The 18,507-nt window shown below is 33.9% G+C and carries 19 protein-coding genes; 5 read left to right on the forward strand and 14 right to left on the reverse strand.

Translation table 11 applies throughout. From position 1 onward, the window contains the following. Window positions 1-115: 115 nt before the first annotated feature. Window positions 116-1,501, reverse strand: a complete 1,386-nt coding sequence (fumC, locus tag NJT12_RS23750; protein ID WP_271338593.1) for a class II fumarate hydratase — start codon at window positions 1,499-1,501, stop codon at window positions 116-118. 411 nt (window positions 1,502-1,912) lie between these two features. On the opposite strand from fumC, the gene NJT12_RS23755 reads away from it, so the two are divergent. Continuing rightward, window positions 1,913-2,083, forward strand: a complete 171-nt coding sequence (locus NJT12_RS23755; protein ID WP_194615743.1) for a hypothetical protein — start codon at window positions 1,913-1,915, stop codon at window positions 2,081-2,083. 174 nt (window positions 2,084-2,257) lie between these two features. Here the strand turns inward: NJT12_RS23755 and NJT12_RS23760 are convergent, their stop codons facing one another. Both NJT12_RS23760 and arsC read right to left on the reverse strand, forming a co-directional pair. Further along, the gene (locus NJT12_RS23760; RefSeq protein ID WP_271338594.1) at window positions 2,258-4,720 is read right to left on the reverse strand and encodes a TonB-dependent receptor; all 2,463 of its coding nucleotides are present in this window, start codon (window positions 4,718-4,720) and stop codon (window positions 2,258-2,260) included. Window positions 4,721-4,813: 93 nt separating this feature from the next. Continuing rightward, entirely contained in the window at window positions 4,814-5,158 is a 345-nt protein-coding gene (arsC, locus tag NJT12_RS23765; protein WP_271338595.1) for an arsenate reductase (glutaredoxin), read from the reverse strand. Between the two features lie 115 nt (window positions 5,159-5,273). Between arsC and NJT12_RS23770 the strand changes: the two genes are divergently transcribed. Beyond that, window positions 5,274-6,209, forward strand: coding sequence for a CPBP family intramembrane glutamic endopeptidase (locus NJT12_RS23770; protein ID WP_271338596.1), 936 nt, complete (start codon window positions 5,274-5,276; stop codon window positions 6,207-6,209). Window positions 6,210-6,213: 4 nt separating this feature from the next. After that, the gene (locus NJT12_RS23775) at window positions 6,214-7,254 is read left to right on the forward strand and encodes an AMP-binding protein (protein WP_271338597.1); all 1,041 of its coding nucleotides are present in this window, start codon (window positions 6,214-6,216) and stop codon (window positions 7,252-7,254) included. A 77-nt stretch (window positions 7,255-7,331) separates the two neighbouring features. On the opposite strand, the gene NJT12_RS23780 is transcribed toward NJT12_RS23775, so the two are convergent. From NJT12_RS23780 to NJT12_RS23790, 3 genes are all read right to left on the reverse strand, one after another. Continuing rightward, window positions 7,332-8,561, reverse strand: a complete 1,230-nt coding sequence (locus NJT12_RS23780; RefSeq protein ID WP_271338598.1) for an RsmB/NOP family class I SAM-dependent RNA methyltransferase — start codon at window positions 8,559-8,561, stop codon at window positions 7,332-7,334. A 145-nt stretch (window positions 8,562-8,706) separates the two neighbouring features. Beyond that, on the reverse strand, window positions 8,707-10,680 hold the full coding sequence (locus NJT12_RS23785; RefSeq protein ID WP_271338599.1) for a KUP/HAK/KT family potassium transporter: 1,974 nt from the start codon (window positions 10,678-10,680) through the stop codon (window positions 8,707-8,709). A gap of 134 nt (window positions 10,681-10,814) precedes the next feature. After that, window positions 10,815-12,047 carry a hypothetical protein gene (locus NJT12_RS23790; protein WP_271338600.1) on the reverse strand — a complete coding sequence of 411 codons (1,233 nt, stop codon included), beginning with the start codon at window positions 12,045-12,047 and terminating at the stop codon, window positions 10,815-10,817. A 119-nt stretch (window positions 12,048-12,166) separates the two neighbouring features. Here NJT12_RS23790 and NJT12_RS23795 point away from each other — a divergent pair, with 119 nt between their 5' ends. Next, window positions 12,167-13,228 (forward strand): beta propeller repeat protein, encoded by a 1,062-nt coding sequence (locus NJT12_RS23795; protein ID WP_271338601.1) that lies wholly within the window; start codon window positions 12,167-12,169, stop codon window positions 13,226-13,228. 67 nt (window positions 13,229-13,295) lie between these two features. Here the strand turns inward: NJT12_RS23795 and NJT12_RS23800 are convergent, their stop codons facing one another. From NJT12_RS23800 to NJT12_RS23820, 5 genes are all read right to left on the reverse strand, one after another. Continuing rightward, a complete protein-coding gene (locus NJT12_RS23800) occupies window positions 13,296-13,754 on the reverse strand; it encodes a sensor of ECF-type sigma factor (protein ID WP_271338602.1) in 459 nt (152 codons plus the stop codon). Between the two features lie 17 nt (window positions 13,755-13,771). After that, a complete protein-coding gene (locus NJT12_RS23805; RefSeq protein ID WP_271338603.1) occupies window positions 13,772-14,188 on the reverse strand; it encodes a hypothetical protein in 417 nt (138 codons plus the stop codon). 30 nt (window positions 14,189-14,218) lie between these two features. Beyond that, window positions 14,219-14,761, reverse strand: coding sequence for an RNA polymerase sigma factor (locus NJT12_RS23810; protein WP_271338604.1), 543 nt, complete (start codon window positions 14,759-14,761; stop codon window positions 14,219-14,221). A 62-nt stretch (window positions 14,762-14,823) separates the two neighbouring features. Beyond that, the gene (locus NJT12_RS23815) at window positions 14,824-16,017 is read right to left on the reverse strand and encodes an SRPBCC family protein (RefSeq protein WP_271338605.1); all 1,194 of its coding nucleotides are present in this window, start codon (window positions 16,015-16,017) and stop codon (window positions 14,824-14,826) included. Window positions 16,018-16,204: 187 nt separating this feature from the next. Next, a complete protein-coding gene (locus NJT12_RS23820) occupies window positions 16,205-16,393 on the reverse strand; it encodes a hypothetical protein (protein WP_244860567.1) in 189 nt (62 codons plus the stop codon). A gap of 82 nt (window positions 16,394-16,475) precedes the next feature. Here NJT12_RS23820 and NJT12_RS23825 point away from each other — a divergent pair, with 82 nt between their 5' ends. Beyond that, window positions 16,476-16,856, forward strand: a complete 381-nt coding sequence (locus NJT12_RS23825; RefSeq protein ID WP_271338606.1) for a nucleoside triphosphate pyrophosphohydrolase family protein — start codon at window positions 16,476-16,478, stop codon at window positions 16,854-16,856. 56 nt (window positions 16,857-16,912) lie between these two features. Here the strand turns inward: NJT12_RS23825 and NJT12_RS23830 are convergent, their stop codons facing one another. Genes NJT12_RS23830 through NJT12_RS23840 form a run of 3 tightly spaced genes read right to left on the reverse strand, consistent with a single transcriptional unit; the run spans window position 16,913 to window position 18,315 of the window. After that, window positions 16,913-17,269 (reverse strand): DUF4406 domain-containing protein, encoded by a 357-nt coding sequence (locus NJT12_RS23830; protein ID WP_271338607.1) that lies wholly within the window; start codon window positions 17,267-17,269, stop codon window positions 16,913-16,915. A 56-nt stretch (window positions 17,270-17,325) separates the two neighbouring features. Next, window positions 17,326-17,916, reverse strand: coding sequence for a Crp/Fnr family transcriptional regulator (locus NJT12_RS23835; RefSeq protein ID WP_271338608.1), 591 nt, complete (start codon window positions 17,914-17,916; stop codon window positions 17,326-17,328). 39 nt (window positions 17,917-17,955) lie between these two features. After that, a complete protein-coding gene (locus NJT12_RS23840) occupies window positions 17,956-18,315 on the reverse strand; it encodes a hypothetical protein (protein WP_271338609.1) in 360 nt (119 codons plus the stop codon). Between the last annotated feature and the right edge of the window lie 192 nt (window positions 18,316-18,507).

The following is an 18,507-nucleotide window of genomic DNA, read 5'->3' on the forward strand; positions in this document are numbered from 1 at the left end:
ACTGCGACTGCGACTGCGACTGCGACTGCGACTGCGACTGCGACTGCGACTGCGACTGCGACTGCGACTGCGACTGCGACTGCGACTGCGACTGCGACTGCGACTGCGACTTTTTCTACACCATCTCTTCCGGTTTTACCCAGGCATCGAAGTCTTCCGGAGTTACATAACCCAAACGTACGGCTTCGTCTTTTAGGGTCGTTCCGTTTTTGTGTGCGGTCTGAGCAATTTCGGCAGCTTTGTAATAGCCTATTTTTGTGTTCAAAGCGGTAACCAACATCAATGAATTGTCGACCAATTCTTTGATACGTTTGTAGTTGGGTTCGATTCCCTGAGCACAATGCTCGTCGAATGAAATGCAAGCATCACCTAATAATCTTGCTGACTGAAGGAAATTAGCAGCCATTACAGGTTTAAAAACATTCAATTCATAATGTCCCTGCATTCCGCCAATGGCGATTGCTATATCGTTTCCTATTATTTGTGCGCAAACCATGGTTAAAGCCTCACATTGTGTTGGGTTTACTTTTCCCGGCATTATTGATGATCCCGGTTCATTTTCAGGAATATGAATTTCTCCAATTCCAGAGCGAGGCCCGGAAGCTAACATTCTAATATCGTTTGCTATTTTATTTAATGAAACAGCCAATTGTTTTAAAGCGCCGTGTGTTTCGACAATTGCATCGTGTGCAGCCAGAGCTTCAAATTTATTCTCGGCTGTAACGAAAGGTAATTTCGTGAACTTTGCAATATATTCAGCGACTTTTACGTCGTATCCTTTTGGAGTATTTAATCCGGTTCCTACTGCGGTTCCGCCCAATGCTATTTCGGATAAATGTGCTAAAGTATTTTTAAGTGCTTTTAGTCCAAAAGACAATTGAGCTGAATATCCTGAAATTTCCTGACCAAGCGTGAGGGGAGTTGCATCCATAAGATGTGTACGGCCTATTTTTACAACATCTTTGAATTCGGTTGCTTTTGCAGCTAAAGTTGCGTGTAGTTTTTCGACTCCCGGAATGGTAGTTTCAATAACCATTTTGTAAGCTGCAATGTGCATAGCCGTCGGGAAAGTATCATTTGATGACTGAGATTTGTTTACATCATCGTTGGCTTTGATAAAGGGCTCGCCTTCGCCAATATTGAAACCTTTAAGAACTTGTGCGCGATTGGCAACCACTTCGTTTACATTCATGTTGCTTTGAGTTCCTGAACCGGTTTGCCAAATTACCAACGGGAATTCATCTTTTAATTGTCCGGCCAGAATTTCGTCGCAAACTGCTGCAATTGCATCTCTTTTTTCGGCTGGCAAAACACCTAGATCAGCATTGGCATAAGCTGCTGCTTTTTTTAGATAAGCAAAGCCTTCTATGATTTCTTGTGGCATAGATGCCGAAGTTCCAATTCTGAAATTGTTTCGGGAACGTTCTGTTTGTGCGCCCCAGTATTTGTCTGCAGGGACTTGTACTTCGCCCATTGTGTCTTTTTCTATTCTGTATTTCATGATGTTTTTTGTAAAATGTTATATGTGTAATTGGTAAAATAGTATGGTAAATAAGTCGCAGATGAAACCGGTCTACTTCGTAAAAACGCTAATTAGAACTGATTTTTTTTCTTTATGATTGAAACTTCTTATAAAAACGGTTTTCCTAGCACTGATGGGAGCGACATCCTTTTATGGCGGGGTTCGCCATAAAAGATATAGCGTACAGCAGGAAATAGCTCCTGAAAACACTTATCTTCTTCTTTTTTAGATTGTTTGATTATAAAGGAATTAATCATGGCAAAAAAAGCTTATTTAAAATGAGTTTAAATATACGGATTATTATGATTTTATAAAAATTGATTTGGATTTTATTGCTAAGGAAAAATATAAGACCTACATTTGTGCTTACATTCAAAAATTCCGGAAAACATGTTTGAATTTTCACAGTACTTAGGCTTTTTACTTTTCTTGACCATACTAACTATAGGGTTTTGGTTGATGTTTTTCTTGGTTGGTTTCGTATCTTATTGGGTTACGGGAGCGAGCTGGGAACTTATCAAAGAGAAAAGAGCAAAGAAAAAAGCAGAACAAGCAATTTAATTTTAAGTTGACTTCATAAAAAAAGGACCCGTTTTACGAGTCCTTTTTTTTATGCAAATAAATTTAAAATACAAAATCCCAAAAATAAAAAAATCCAAATTCCAATTTTTTAGAACTTAATCATTAAGTCTGGAATTGGAATTTGGAATTTTTTTATTGAAATTTTAATTTATGTTATCCGGGAAAATCTCCCCCACCATCACCTTCATTTTTAGGTGCTCCCGGTTTCTCTCTTTCGGTTTTAGGTTTGTTAAAACGATAAGTGAAAGATAAGTTGAATTGACGTTTACGGAATTGCATTTCGCTATATGATGTCTGGCTCTCAAGAGTTGTATCATTCTGCAGGTAAGTGTATGACCTCATGATTCTTGAGTTAAAGATATCGCTAATGTTGAATGCAACAGTCGCTTTGTCTTTTAGTACATCTTTACTAAAAGCAGTGTTCATTGCAAATTGTCCAAGGTTTTTACCCTGAGCAGTTTTTTGCTCTCCATTGTAGACTCCGCTTAATTGCCAGTCGATTTTGTATGGTAACGTTAATTTTGAGTTGATTCTGGCAAACCAGGTATTAGCTTGGTTATTTAGATTTTGCACAACCACATTTCCGTTCGTATCGGTATACGTATTTTCTCCCGTTGTTTTTACGTTATAAAGGTTGAAGTTACTGTTTACTCTCCATTTCTTAAATGGTGTATAATTCAGTGTAAATTCGAAACCATATTTTTGCTCTCTTCCTAAGTTAATTGGTCTGCTTAAAATAACTGGAATTCCATCTACTGTGTCACCGTTTGGAGTTCGTACGAAACTAAAAACGTCTTTTGTGTTTTCGAAATAAGCAGAAGTATTAAAAGTCAATTTATCCCAACGTTTAATGTATCCAATATCATATTTGTCAGTTAAAGAAGGATCTAAATCCGGATTTCCCTGAAAAATATTAATATTGCTCGAGTAATTTGTTGCAGGATTCATGAAACGACCTCTAGGTCTTGTTAAACGTTTACTGTAGCTGGCAGTAAAGTTGCTCTGATCTGATATTTCGTAACTAATAAAAGCACTAGGGAATAAATTGTTGTATTTCTTAGTATTAAACTCATTAGTGTCTAGTAAGTTAACCTGAATATTGGTGTCTTCCCAACGTAATCCAAATAAATAAGAGAATTTATTAACCTTAAAGCCGTACTGGGTATATACCGCGTTTATGTTTTCTTTGTACTCTAAAGTGTTTGATAAGTTATCATCTTTGACACCTGCCCCATCAGTGATTAGATATTGGTTGTTCAGGTCTCCAAAACTACCTTTATATCCCGCTTCGAACTGGCTTCCTTCGCCTAATGGCAGAACATAATCAGCCTGAACTTGTATTTGTTTTTGAACCTGATCGTTTAACGTGTTATTAAAATTAGGTGAAGTTGTAATAATACTGTTGCTGTCATCTGTATTTCTTGAAATCGATAAATCAGCGGTAAGTTTATGTCCCTTATCGTTGAAGTTTTTGATCAAATTCGAAGTATATTCTACATTTTCGCTTCCTGTATTTCCATTGTTTAAACGGTATGATGTACCGGTATAAGCATGGGCGGCATCATAATTATAATAATTGATTAAGTCTCTGGTATCACCACTATTTTTTTGGTAATTAATGGCATTTGTCCAAAAAGTATTGGGGGCAACTGTCCATTCTATACCTGCTCTTCCATTAAATCCCTCGTTAGTTCTTTTGGTATCACGATTTTCGTCTAAATAACCTTTAGGAGTTCCGTTAGCATTAAGATATTCCGTATTGGTTAATCCGCCGCCTTCGTTAGTTCTGTAGTTGTAACCCGCAGTCGTAAAATAATTTAATTTTTCGGTTTTGTAGTTTAGGTTCCCACTTAAGCCATAAGTCTCAGGAATTCCTGTTGAGGCAATAAAAGTTCCGTTAAAGCCCTGGTTTTTTCCTTTTTTTAGAATAATGTTAATTAATCCTGAACCACCTTCCGCGTCATAACGAGCAGACGGGTTTGTAATTACTTCTACTTTATCAATAGCATCGGCGGGCAATTGGCGTAAAGCTTCTGCAACATTAATAGCGTTTGAAGGTCTTCCGTCAATTAAAATTCTAATGTTGTCACTTCCTCTTAAACTTACATTTCCTTCAGTATCAACAGAAACTGATGGAACATTGTCTAAAACGTCGCTTACAGTTCCGCCTTTAACCATCATATCCTGTCCAACATTGTATACTTTTTTGTCCAGTTTTATTTCTACCGTCGATTTTTCGGCACGAATTACAACTTCATTTAATTGTGCTGCATCTTCAGATAGATTAACAACTCCTAAGTTGGTATCGCCCTGAATGCTCTTTCCTTTGATTAAAGTTGGCTTAAACGAAATGAATTCAATCTTTATATCATAAGTTCCCGGAGCAACCGCTACATCAAATTCACCTTTTGGATTAGTAATTCCTCCAGCAATAACTTTTGTGTCATTTGGAGCAGTAATTGATATTGTTGCATATTCAAGAGGTTGTTTGCTTATTTTTTCGAAAACTTTCCCGGTAACTTTTACTTTGTTTTTAGCAGGTGGTCCTTGTTGGGCATAATTGTAAAAACTTGTAAATAGCAATACAAGCAATACAGCAAATTTGATTTTTTTCATTATATTTTTGGTTTCTTTTTATTTTAGACCACAAATGTACCTTTTGGTTTAAAGAGGGAAATCACAAAAATATGTTAATTTGATTCTTTATAATCAGTCTAAAAAAGCCGCTACAAGATCAGGATCTCTTCCAATAATAGCTTTTCCGTCTTTTACAACGATTGGACGTTCGATCAGGATTGGATTATCAATCATAGCCTGAATAATCTGATCGTTACTTAGTTCTTTTCCTTTATAGTTTTCGATCCAGATTTTTTCTTTGATTCGGACTAATTCAAGAGGTTCGAGATTAAGCTTTTTAAGAAGTTCTTTTAGCTCATTAAAAGTTGGGGTTTCTGTCAGGTAGGGAATAATTTGATATTCCTGATTTGTTTGTTGTATGAATGCCAGACAGTTCCTGGATTTGCCGCAACGTGGATTATGATAAATTTGTATCATTTTGAGATATTTAAAATATGTTGTAAGATAATTAAACTAAAATTAGGTATTTTAGCAAGAGCAAAAATAAGGTTTACTTATTAAATCGAATTCTCATTTTTAAATTATTATAAATATGTTTTTAGAACAAGGAATTAAACCTCAAAATAAATTTTGGCTATATCTTATAGGATCAGTTTTGATTATTATCGCATCGTTTATTGGTCAAATTCCTTTTTCGATTGCAGTATTGTATAAAAGTATTGTCAAGAAAGAGGATTTTCCAACAGACAATGCTGCTGTTATGAAAATATTCGAACCTAATCTTACTTTGTTTTTGGTGATGATTTCTTTTGCTTTTGCACTTTTGGGAATTTATTTTGTGGTGAAGTATTTGCATCATCAAACATTTTTATCGGTTATGACATCTAGAAAAAAAGTAGATTGGAAACGTATTGGTTTTTCATTCCTTTTATGGTCTTTCTTTACATTAGTAAGTTTTCTGGTTGTGTATTTTAATTCTCCCGAAAATTTTATCTGGAATTTTAAACCGGTTCCGTTTTTGATTTTGGTTGTTATTGGGGCGATATTAATACCAATACAAACGAGTACAGAAGAATATGTTTTTAGAGGATATTTGATGCAGGGATTTGCTAATTTGGCTCAAAACAAATGGTTTCCGTTGTTGATGACATCGATCATCTTTGGATCGATGCACATTTTTAATCCTGAAGTTGCAAAAATGGGTTACGTTATAATGGTTTATTATATAGGAACCGGCTTGTTTTTAGGTGTCATCACTCTTATGGATGAAGGAATAGAGCTGGCATTAGGGTTTCATGCTGCAAATAATTTGATTGGCGCTATATTGGTTACTTCAGATTGGTCTGTTTTTCAGACACATTCCCTTTTCAAAGATATGTCAGAACCTTCCGCGGGTTTGGATGTTATATTGCCAGTTGTAGTGATTTATCCTATTTTGCTTTTTATCTTTAGTAAAAAATACAATTGGACTAACTGGAAAGAAAAATTAACAGGTAAAATAAATGTTGTAGAAATTTCAAATCAATAATAATATGTCAAAATTAACACACAAAAATGTCCATAATTATTTTAAAATAGATGGATTTCATTTAAACGCAGACGAGGTGCGCCGTGTTGCTTATGATTATATAAAAGAAGGTGATGGCAACGAGCAGGCGATAGGAGAGTTTTTACTCGATTGGTTCGATGATAAGGATTATATCGAAATGAGAACTTCCGGAACAACCGGGCTTCCTAAATTGGTGCAATTAGAAAAACAAGCCATGATTCAATCGGCTTTGGCTACGGGAGATTTTTTTGAATTAGAGCCAGGAAACAAGGCTTTACTTTGTTTGCCTGTAAAGTTTATTGCCGGTAAAATGATGCTGGTTCGAAGCTTGATTTTAGGTCTTGAGTTAGATATTACAGAGCCAAGTACGCAACCATTAGCATTTAATGATAAAGTATATGATTTTGTTGCAATGGTGCCTTTACAGGTTCATAATTCTACTGCGGCCTTAAAAAATGTAAAGAAATTAATTGTGGGCGGGGCAAAAATGGATGCTGCTCTCGAAGAAAAAGTTTTACCATTAAAGACAGAAGTTTATGAAACTTATGGTATGACTGAAACGATTACTCATATCGCTGCGAGAAAGGTAGGAGAAAATGTTTTTACTGTTTTGCCTAATGTAAAGATTGCTCAGGATGATCGGGGATGTTTGGTTATTAAATTGGCGAGTATTTCTGATGAGCCTATTGTAACCAATGATTTGGTCGATTTAATAAGAGAAAATCAATTTATTTTTCTGGGAAGAATCGACAATGTTGTAAATAGTGGAGGAGTGAAGTTAATTCCCGAGCAGATAGAAGCGAAATTAATTAACAAGATAACGAATAGATTCTTTGTTACGGGAGTTCCTGATACTATTTTAGGAGAAAAATTAATTTTGGTTATCGAAGGAGAAAAGCAAGAATTTGCTGCGGACTTTTTTGATGTTCTGGATAAATACGAAAAACCGAAAGAAATTGTTTTTGTTCCAAAATTTAAGGAAAACGAGAATGGGAAGTTATTGCGTAAACCAAGTTTAGTTTAAGGTATTCCCAAAATAAAAATCCCAAATTACAATTGTAAAATTGAAATTTGGGATTTTTTAAAAATATATTTTATTTGTTATTCAGCAATTACAGCATTTTTACGTTCTAACAACGCCATATAAAATCCGTCGAAACCTGATTCTGAAGCTAAAATTTTACGGTCTTTTATGAACGTAAATTGTTTTCCGATTTCAGTTTTTAAGAATTTTTCTATTTGCTCCTGATTTTCAGATGGTAAAACAGAACAAGTTGCATATACTAATTTCCCGCCTGGTTTTACAATTTTAGAATAACTTTCTAAAACTTCTGCCTGTACTTTACGGATGTTATCAATAAACTCAGGTTTTAATTTCCACTTAGCATCAGGATTTCTTTTTAGAACTCCTAAACCACTACAAGGCGCATCAATTAATACACGATCTGCTTTTTCGTGTAATTTTTTGATCACTTTTGTTGTGTCAATAATTCTGTATTCAATATTAAAAGCACCATTTCTTTTAGCTCTTAATTTTAATTGTTTTAGTTTGCTTTCATACAAATCCATTGCAATCAATTGTCCTTTATTTTCCATTAAAGAAGCAATATGCAATGTTTTTCCTCCGGCTCCTGCGCATGTATCAACAATACGCATTCCTGGTTTTACATCAAGAAAACCGGCAACCAATTGTGAGTTTGCATCCTGAACTTCAAAAAGTCCCTGTTTAAAAGCGTCAGTTAAGAATACGTTTGCTCTTTCTTTTAAGACTAAAGCTTCAGGTTGATCTTTTAAATATTCTGTTTCAATATTCAAATCCATCAACGTGTTTCTTAGGTTTTCCTTAGTTCCTTTAAGTGTATTGGTTCTTAAAATAACTTTTGCAGGTTGATTTTGAGCTGCAATTTCTGTAGCCCAAACTTTTTCGCCAAGTTCTTTTACGCCCAATTCATCCATCCAGTCCGGAATAGATTCTTTAAGTGCTCTCACTTTAGAAAGTTCATCAAAACGTCCTTTTATTTTTCTTTCAGGAGTTCCTTCCAGTTGTTTCCAATCCGGAATAGGATAACCTCTTAAAACTGCCCATACGGCAAACATTCTCCATAGATTCTCTCTGTCGAAAGGTTCTTTTACTTCGGCAATTTCTGCGTATAATCGTTTCCAACGAACAATTTCGTATATCGTTTCAGCAACAAACTTCCTGTCAGAACTTCCCCAACGTTTGTCTTTTTTTAATGCTCTTGCTACCACTTTGTCTGCATATTCTCCTTCATTGAAAATTGCATTTAAAGAGTCGATGGTAGTATAAACTAAATTTCTGTGTAATCTCATTTTAATTATTTGAGTTGCAAAGGTACTATTAATTGATTGAAAGTTAAATTTTTAATTATGAATGTTATTTTAACTTCCCTTTAAAAAGAAAAAAACACTCTAATAATGTTTAAAAGAGTGTTTTTGAATGTGTTTTAGGATTGATTTATTTTATAATTCTCGTCAATCCGATATTTTCCGGAGCGTGAAGCACCATTGGGAATTTTTCTATTTTTACAGAACTACTGTCCAGACCAAATGCTCTTTCTTCAGATAAACTCAGTTTCTTAATAAAGAAATAAGAGTTCATTATAATGTTTTCGTGCCATCTTAAATCATTGTCATTCGAAAGGAATTTTTCAGACAATACAAATTTAAAGTCACCAATAATATTGTTTTTATTCAATGATTCGTAACGGCTCGTAATATCTACTTCGCCACGTTTTACCATGTCACGAATTACTTCTCTAAACATTAAATTGATTTTGGTAGGTTCTCTAAATCCTAAATTAAAATCGATTCTATAAATGTCATCTTTCGCAATCTCAGTAACTTTATATTGAGTTTTATAAGGCTCAGTCAAAATGTTTACGTGTACAAACCAATAGATATCAGCTCTTTTAGGGCGTTTTTGTAATATAGAGTAGATTACTTTTTCCTCCAATTCATCCACACGATTCGCATTAGTCATGTAAACCAGGTGTGTAGCGTATTTAGGAATAGATAAATCTTCGCTCAGCTCCATTAAAACCTTCTTATAATCGTCGATTTTGATGATTTTGGTATAGCTTTTATTAATTCTTTTGGCTAGATACCAAATTGTCATAATCGAAATCAAAATCATTGCAATGATTAACGTTACATAACCACCTTCTGCAAATTTGGTAATGTTAGCAATTAAGAAACTGAATTCGATCAATAAATAAATTGTGATAAGTGGTACCATCAAATACAATTTTACTCTTTTCATTATCAGATAATAATTAAGTAAGATAGTAGTCATGATCATACATAAAATGATAGCAAGACCATAGGCATGCTCCATATTTCCTGATTTTTCGAAGTGTAAAACAATTCCAACACAACCAAAAAACAATAACCAGTTGATTGACGGAATGTACAATTGTCCTTTTACTTCTGTAGGATATTTGATTTTTACTTTAGGCCAGAAATTCAATCGCATTGCTTCGTTTATCAAAGTAAATGAACCACTGATAAGTGCCTGAGAAGCAATAACTGCAGCCAAAGTTGCTACTACAATCCCGAATGGTAGGAACCAGTGCGGCATAATCAAATAGAAAGGGTTTCCGTTCTCTCCGCCTAGTTGTTGCAATGTACTTCCTTCATGGTGAATTAAATAAGCTGCCTGACCAAAGTAATTCAGAACTAAAGTTGTTTTTACAAAAATCCAGCTTATTCTAATGTTTTTTCTTCCGCAGTGCCCCATGTCAGAGTATAGCGCTTCAGCACCTGTAGTACATAAAAACACAAAACCAAGTACGAAGAAACCGTCAGGATGAATAGATAATAAATGGTAAGCGTAGTAAGGATTTACTGCTTTTATTACTTCAGGATGAGTTATAATTTGTATAGTTCCCAGAGTTCCTAACATGGCAAACCAAATTAACATCATTGGAGCAAAAAACTTTCCAACTAGCTTGGTTCCAAATTGTTGTATGGTAAATAGAATAAATAGAATTCCGATTACAATATAAACAATCGTCTCAGTTTTCATTGTAGGATAAAACGCTCTAATTCCTTCTACAGCTGATGATATCGAAATGGGCGGGGTTATAATTCCATCGGCAAGCAAAGCACTTCCTCCAATAATGGCGGGTACAATAAGCCATTGAATTTTTGTTTTTTTGACCAGGGCATACAAGGCGAAAATACCGCCTTCGCCGTGATTATCAGCGCTTAAAGTAATAAGGACATACTTTATGGTAGTTTGTAAGGTCAAGGTCCAAAAAACACATGAAATTCCACCCAGAACAATGTCAGCGTTTATGGCGTAATCACCAAGTATGGCTTTCATTACATATAATGGAGAAGTACCGATATCTCCATAAATAATCCCTAATGTTATCAATAAACCCCCTATAGACAACTTACTGTGTAAGTTTTTATGCGATGCGCTCATGTATGTTTTTATAAAAGACGGTTGCAAATTTACTGTTTTAAAACAAATTAGAGTCAATTATAATTAAAAAGATAAAAAAAAGCACAATCGTTAAATTGTGCTTTAGTTTTTTATCTGGAAATGCGAAATTAATATTAACCTCTTCTTCCTCCGGCGCTTCTTGAACCAGATCCGCTTTCTCTTTGTGGCTGGCTGCTTCTTGATTCCTGACTGGCTCTTGGAGACTCAGAACGTTGTGTGTTTTGAGTTCTTGCTGAGCTTGATCTGTTCTCAGAAATTCCTCTGTTTTCTGAATAACTTCTTGGAGTTTCTGTTCTTTGAGTAGCAGAACCTCTATTGGTATTCATGTTTTGTGAACTTTCTCTTGAAACATTCGCATTATTTTGACTGTAATCTCTTCTGTTTTCTGTTCTTGGAGTGTTTTCAACTCTTACAGGATTATTTACATTTGAAGAATTATCTCTGCTGGCAGAAGATGTACGGTTGGTGTTGTAATTTCTGTCAGTACTGTTTCTGTTTTCAGTGTAATTTCTGTTTGGAGTTCTGTCATCCGTAGATGAAACTCTTCCTGTACTTGTTCTGTTAGTGTTGTAAGTATTTTGAGTTCTGTTATAATCTCTACTTGCTACACGTCTTTGATCCAGATCATATCTGTTTGATACGTTAGAATGTCTTTGAGCAAAGCTATAATCAGGACGTCTTGTTTCGTAACCATATGTGCGTCTTGATTCGTATAAAACAGGAGCTCTGTAACTTCTTCTTGTGCTTACATAATTGTAATGATTGTTTACGTTGATACAAACATTAATATTGTTTCTGTATCTGTAAATTGGGTAAGGTCTCCATGCGGCATAATAAGTAGGATATATATTCCATGTCCATGTTGAGTAATAAGGTCTGTAATTTGTTACCCAGAACGAGTTGTAGATCACAGGAGTTACACTGTAAACCGGCTCATAAATATAGTTGGCCCCGTATAAGTAGGTGTTACCTACAACCTGTACGCTAACTTTATTATAATTGTCTCTTTCTACATCAATTGTTGCGATATCCTGATATACATCGCGATCTAAAACAGCCTGAATAATTACAACGTGAGTTCTGTTTTCTACAGATTCGATTACTCGTAAATAATCAACCTGATCATCACCGTTTAAGTCAAGATTTGAGATCTGGTATTTAGGATCGTTCAAACGTCTTTCAAAATCCTGAAGATTCGCTGATTCCCCAAACATAGACGCTACAGCTCTTAAGTCTAAGTTATCGCTTATATCTGAATTTTTTGCATAAACAGTAGTTTGTCCCTGTACAGATACAGAACTAAAACCTAATGTTAGCAGGGCTATAAAAAGTAGTTTAGTTTTCATTTTAAATCATATTAAGATTAATATTCTGAGATATCCAATTACTGTGCCAGAAAAAAGAACAGAACTTATTTTATATGTTATAAATAATTGTATTTTAGCAACAAAAAAACCTACTATATATGAGAAAAGTAATATTGTTTTTCGGTGCTTTGATTTTGTTGATGTCTTTTAAAGCGCTGAATCATAATGATAAAAAGTCGTTATGGGGAGGTTTTACTTCCATACAAATAGATACTTTATTTCAGGATAAAATTAGTATCAGAGCGATCGTAATTGATAAGAATAAAATCTGGTACGGAGCTGATAATTCCCGTTTTGGCTATTATGATTTAGATAAAAAAGAGAAGTTTGAAGACCGTATTTATCGTGATACTTTAAACTTAGAATTTAGAAGCATTGCGCAAAATTCTCAAAGTGTCTTTTTATTGAGTGTAGGAAATCCTGCACTGCTTTATCAGGTTTCTAAAAAAACGCAAAAAGTTAAATTAGTTTATAAAGAAGTTAACCCGAAGGTGTTTTACGATAGTATGCAATTTTGGAATGATAAGGAGGGAATCGCAATTGGTGACCCGACAGAAGATACTTTTTCAATTATTGTAACACGTGACGGAGGGGAAACCTGGACAAAAATACTCTCAGATAAATTACCTACAAACGCAGAGGGCGAAGCCGCTTTTGCAGCAAGTAATTCAAATATTGTTATAAAAGGAAATGATACCTGGCTGGTTTCCGGAGGAAAAAAAGCGCGCGTTTTTTATTCTCCTGATAAAGCAAAAACGTGGAAAGTAATTGAAACGCCAATTGTTCAGGGAAAAGCAATGACGGGTATTTTTACAGCTGATTTTTATGATGCTAAACACGGATTTATTGCAGGAGGTGATTATGAGCTTCCAAATAAAAAAACAGATAATAAAGCTTTTACAACTGATGGTGGAAATACCTGGAAGTTAATAGGTCAGGAAATGGGTTTTGGATATGCATCATGTGTACAATATGTTCCGGGCGGAAATGGTAAAGAAATTATCTGCGTTGGTTCTGAAGGGATTCAGTATTCTCAAAACGGCGGCGAAAACTGGACTCAATTATCAACAGATTCAAAACTTTTTACTATTCGCTTTGTCAATAGAAATACGGCAATTGCTGCGGGTCATAATAAAGTAATCAGAATCCGTTTTAAATAACAAGAACCCTAAATAATAAAGTAAGTATTATTATATAGGGTTCTCATCGCTGTTGTTCTTTTTGATATTAGCTTTTGCCTGCTTTATCCCGATATTGTTTTAATAATTTACGATTAAAATCATCTTCAGATTTTTTAAGCTTTAATATTTTCTTTGCGGATAATATCTTTTTCAAATTGCTGGTATACTTATCTCGTAAAAGATATAATTCTTTATCAGTACTTTCTATTTGTGATAAAAGCAACGCGGCATCTTTTTCTGACATTGAAGTAATGTTGTCATCATCTAATTTGCGTAGATAAGTTTTCATTTTTTCATGACGCAATTCATATTGTTTATCGTCATATGCATTATAAATGGGCCAGAATTTCTCCGCTTCTGTCGAGGTCAGTTCTAATTCTGTAGTTAAAAAAGAAACTTTATAAGCCTTAATTTTTTCTCGCTTTTCATCTGTTTTGTCACTTTGTGCATAAAATGATAAAGTGAAAAAGAAAAGAATTATCGGTAGTATATTTTTAATTTTCATCTTTTGATATTTTTATTTTATTCTGAAATTAAATTTTCAAGATTTGGGTTTGTAGCCAAGATATCTTCGAGTGTTTCCTGTTCAAGGGCAACATTTTTGTTAAGCTTGTCGATGTCTTTAGTATCCAGTTCCTTAATTAAATCATATTGATTTAAATTCGACTGATAGGATAAATAGGTCTCTAAAGTGTCTTCGTCAAGATCTTTAGAAGTATTATTGTAGTTATTTACTATAGGGATCATTAATGCAATAACAACTACAGCTGCGGCAAGTAGTGAAAGAACCTTTTTACGTTTATAAATCGGAATTACTTTTACTTCTTTTTTGTCTTTTAGCTGTTGTAAAATTTTTTCCGAAAAATCATCAAAGTAATGCTCCGGAGCTTTAAATCCAGTTGTTATCTTCGGTTCGTTTTCTAATTTAAATGCTTTCATATCTATAAGATAGTTTTAGTTACAAAAGGTTTAATTTGATGTAACATATATTTCAATTTTTTTTACAGCATGATGATAAGATGCTTTCAATGCGCCAACTGAAGTTCCGAGGATTTCAGAAATTTCTTCATATTTTAATTCTTCAAAGTATTTCATCTTAAAAACCAATTGCTGTTTTTCCGGCAAGGTCACGATAGCTTTTTGAAGTTTTATCTGTATTTCATCACCATCAAAATAAACATCAGCTTTCAGATTGTCGATGGTTTTATTTTGTAATGCTTCAGAAGTTAATCCGCTTAGTTTTGCTTTTTGATTTAAAAAAGTCAAAGCCTCATTGGTTGCAATTCGGTACATCCAGGAGAAAAGTTTACTCTCTCCTTTGAAATTTTTTAAATACTGAAAAACTTTTACAAAAGTATTTTGCAAAACATCATCTGTATCATCATGATTCAAAACGATGTTTCGAATATGAGAATACAATGGTTTCTGATAATCAGACAGGAGTTTTTGAAACGCTGTATTTTGCGTCTTAGGATTTAATAATTGTTGTATAAACTCCTTCTCGTCTGTCAAATTTTTTGATTTATCTTATTAGAATGAAATTTAAACAAAAGGTTTAATCGGTCATGATTATTTTAGAATTCTGACTGTTCTTCTTCTGTTTTTGGAGCTGGTTTAGGAGTCGGTTTTGGTTTTGGAGCTGGTTTTGGCGCCGTTTTTGGTGCCTCTGAAGGATCTGCTTCTGTTGGCTCCGCATAAGTTGGTTCAACATCTGTTCTGTAAACAGGAGTTTTAGCAACCGGAACAACTTTAGGCTGTATTGGGTAATAAACTTCAGTCGTTAGTTTAGACGGACTTTTTACATCCAGCTTGCTAATAGTCAGGATTTCAAGATGTGACCAGCTTAAATCCGGTGTAATTTTCTCTTTGTTTATGAAGTTGTTGGTTTTTGTAATTGCTTCATTAATGTGGCTGTAATCGCCTTTAAGAGTTGTTTTTACGCCTTCGAAGCCATTTAATGTTCCTCCTGAAATATCACTCCCTGATGTTGTCATGATTTCCTTGTTTGTAGGCAAACAAATAGAAATTTTGGCTAATCCCGTTGCTGTGTTATAGGTGTGGTAGATAATAAAAGGTTTTCCGTTGGCAGTTAAACCATTGTTTTTGCTAAACTCGATAAGTTTCGGGATTACAATTCTGGCATTCTTGCTTACTTTCTGAATTTCACTTGTAAACGTCTGTCCAATATACGGTGTTTCAGTTTTCTTTACCACTCCATTCATTTCAACTGCAAAAGTTCTGGTTTCGTAATCCAGGTTTTTGTCAATATTTGCAAGGCTTTTTTCGTAAATAGTTCCAATGACTTTGTCAGAACCTCCGTTAAGAGCAGTGTAAACTTTAAATAGGAAACTCATAGTTCCGCTTGCTTTCCAGGTAACTTTAGTTTTTCCGCCCAGAGTATCTTTAAACGTCCAGTTAACATCTGCTTCCGTATCGTCGTATTTCATTTTTTGCTGAATGCTTTCCCCTTCTTTCGTTTTTAGAGTAATTGCATTTCCATTTCCCTCAGATCCGGTCCAATAATACGAAGCACCATTTCCGGCTGTTTTATTAGGGAATGTCATTTTTATTGAAGGATCAGCTACTGACCACGACTCAAAATCTTCATAATTTCTAAAATCATTTATATAATTGTAAACCGTTGTTTTTGGCGAATTGATCACTTTGCTTCTTTCAACAGAAAAAATCCCTTTTTGGGTAGCAACAAAAACGGTTAGGGCAACTAAACTTAATAATAATAGTAGGAATATATATTTTAGAATCTTCATTGGAGTCGGTGATTTTGTGTCGTAAAGTTATAAATTTTATTACTAGTCGCATTACTCGTGCAACAATAAAAGTACACTTTGTGAAATTATTTTGATCAAAAAAAGCTTTAAATAAAACGTTTTTAGTCAGGTTTAATTATGCAGCTTTAAGAAATACGTGTTCTAAATATAGAAATATTTTTTGAAACTATCTTTTAAAGTAAAATTTGATTACAAATAAAAGAGCAATAAAGATCAGGAAAGCAATTAATACTTTATAATTTCCTTTGTAGAAAATTTTATGTAATGCGAGGTCTTTTCGGTAAGCGAATATCATTACGATTACAAATGCAATAAAAAAACAGAGTGCGAATATTAATTGTCCTTGACTAAACATAGTAAAAAATTATTTTTTACAAATTTAGAGAATTGTATATGAATAGTTGCTAATTTGGCATCTCATTTAAGTAAATAATATCATGAAGAAACAACTTGATGCAGTTACGGAGTTTCATACTGCTTTTAAAATAGGTCACAGTCAAACACCAATTGCTGATTTGGGTGAATCTAAAAAAATACTTCGTTATAATTTAATGAAAGAAGAGAACGAAGAATATCTTGAAGCGGTTCAGAATAATGATTTGGTTGAAATCGCTGATGCTCTTGGGGATATGATGTATATTTTGTGTGGTACGATCATAGAGCACGGACTACAGGAAAAAATTGAAGCTGTTTTTGATGAAATTCAGCGTAGTAATATGAGTAAGCTTGGCGAAGACGGACAACCAATTTACAGAGAAGACGGAAAAGTAATGAAAGGGCCAAACTATTTTAAGCCGGATTTTTCTAAATTACTATAAGATAAATTGCAAAACATCTAATAGATGGTAAAATCTATTAGATGTTTTTGTTTTACTTACTCTGCACCTGGAATGTCTTCTAAACGATAATAAATTTTCAAACCTCTTTCTTCTGCAATTCTAACATCATTATCAGCTCCTTTCGATTCGCCTTCGAGACGAAGAACGGCGTCGCATTTTTCTAAAAGCCGATGAGCAACAGGATATTGTATTTCGTCCCAGGCACTGTCGCCAATTTGTTTTGAGCCGGCTAAATGGAGTAGTGGTAATGCAAGCCATTCGCCAATTACAGGTAAATGTCCCATTCTGAATAGAGGAAGCGCTACAGCTTCTAGTTTTTCTAAATTTTGTTGAATTAGTTTCGGGTCGTCATTTGTGCCGCCGCGATAAGGTCCTGCAATAAGTATAAGCATATCTGTTTATTTTTTACAAAGCACGTAAAGATATCACAGCAAAAAAATAATGTAGTTTAAGAAAGCGCCTGTTTATTTTTGTTGGCGCGTATCATACTTAAGAACTCAGGAGTGATTCCTAAATACGAAGCAATTTGTTTTTGAGTAACTTGTTTTTCAACTTGTGGGTACTTCTCCAGAAATATATAATAACGTTCTTCTGCTGTTAGCGAAAGATTTTGAATCACTCGCAATTGTTCTCTTATGTAAGCATTTTGCATTATGATCCTGAAAAAACGTTCAAATTTTGGAATTTTAAGATACAAATCATCCAGATCTTCTTTTTGCAAATGGTATATGTGGCTTTCTTCGATAGTTTCGATATTCAGCATTGCAGGCTGTTGATTAATAAAACAAGACATATCCGTAATCCACCAGTCAGCAATGGCAAACATGATTGTTGATTCTTTTCCTGCGGGATTTCTGTAGAATGCCCTTAAAGTTCCGGATTGTACAAAATTTATTGTTCTGCAAATTTCCCCTTCTTTCAAAACAATGCTCTTTTTAGGGTATTTCTTTTCTTTTAAAATCGAAAGAAAATAAGAGATTTCATTTTCGTCAAGCGAAATATGTTTAGCAATATTTTGTAAAATCAGATTTTGAGTCATTCTTTGATGGAGTTTCAAGAGCTTGTTCTATTGGATGATTTAAGTTTTATCTGTTTTTGCATATTTACTTAGAAGTTCGTTATATCTCTTGTTCCAATAATCAAAATCAAAAATTAAATTGTAATAATTTCTGATTTCTTCGTTCGGTAATTTTCCAGATAAAATTACTCTGTTGATATAGATTATTTCTTCTATTAAGTCAAATTCATAAGAGTCAGGAGGGGAATTGTCATTATATTTTGACTGGTAAATGTTTTCTAATTCCTTTATTTCATTTTTTAAATGGTTGCTAATCGGTAAAGAGTCTAAGCTAATATTTTCATAAATTGGATTTTCATTATCTTGTTCTATCCAGATAGGGAAGCAAAAATACTCAAAGTTATATTTTAGATTTCTCATTATTTATTAGTGTAATATTTTATAAATATATGAGTATTTTTAGGACAAATAATGTTCTGTATTAAATGACGATGTAAAAAGAAAGAGGTTGTCTGAAAAGACGACCTCTTTCTTTTATTATACTAGTAGATTTACAGAGTGTTTCTTGAAAAATGTAAATTTGGGCTAAAATGGTCTTCTATAAACTTTTCT

The organism is Flavobacterium azizsancarii (assembly GCF_027980145.1).
GTDB lineage: Bacteria > Bacteroidota > Bacteroidia > Flavobacteriales > Flavobacteriaceae > Flavobacterium > Flavobacterium azizsancarii.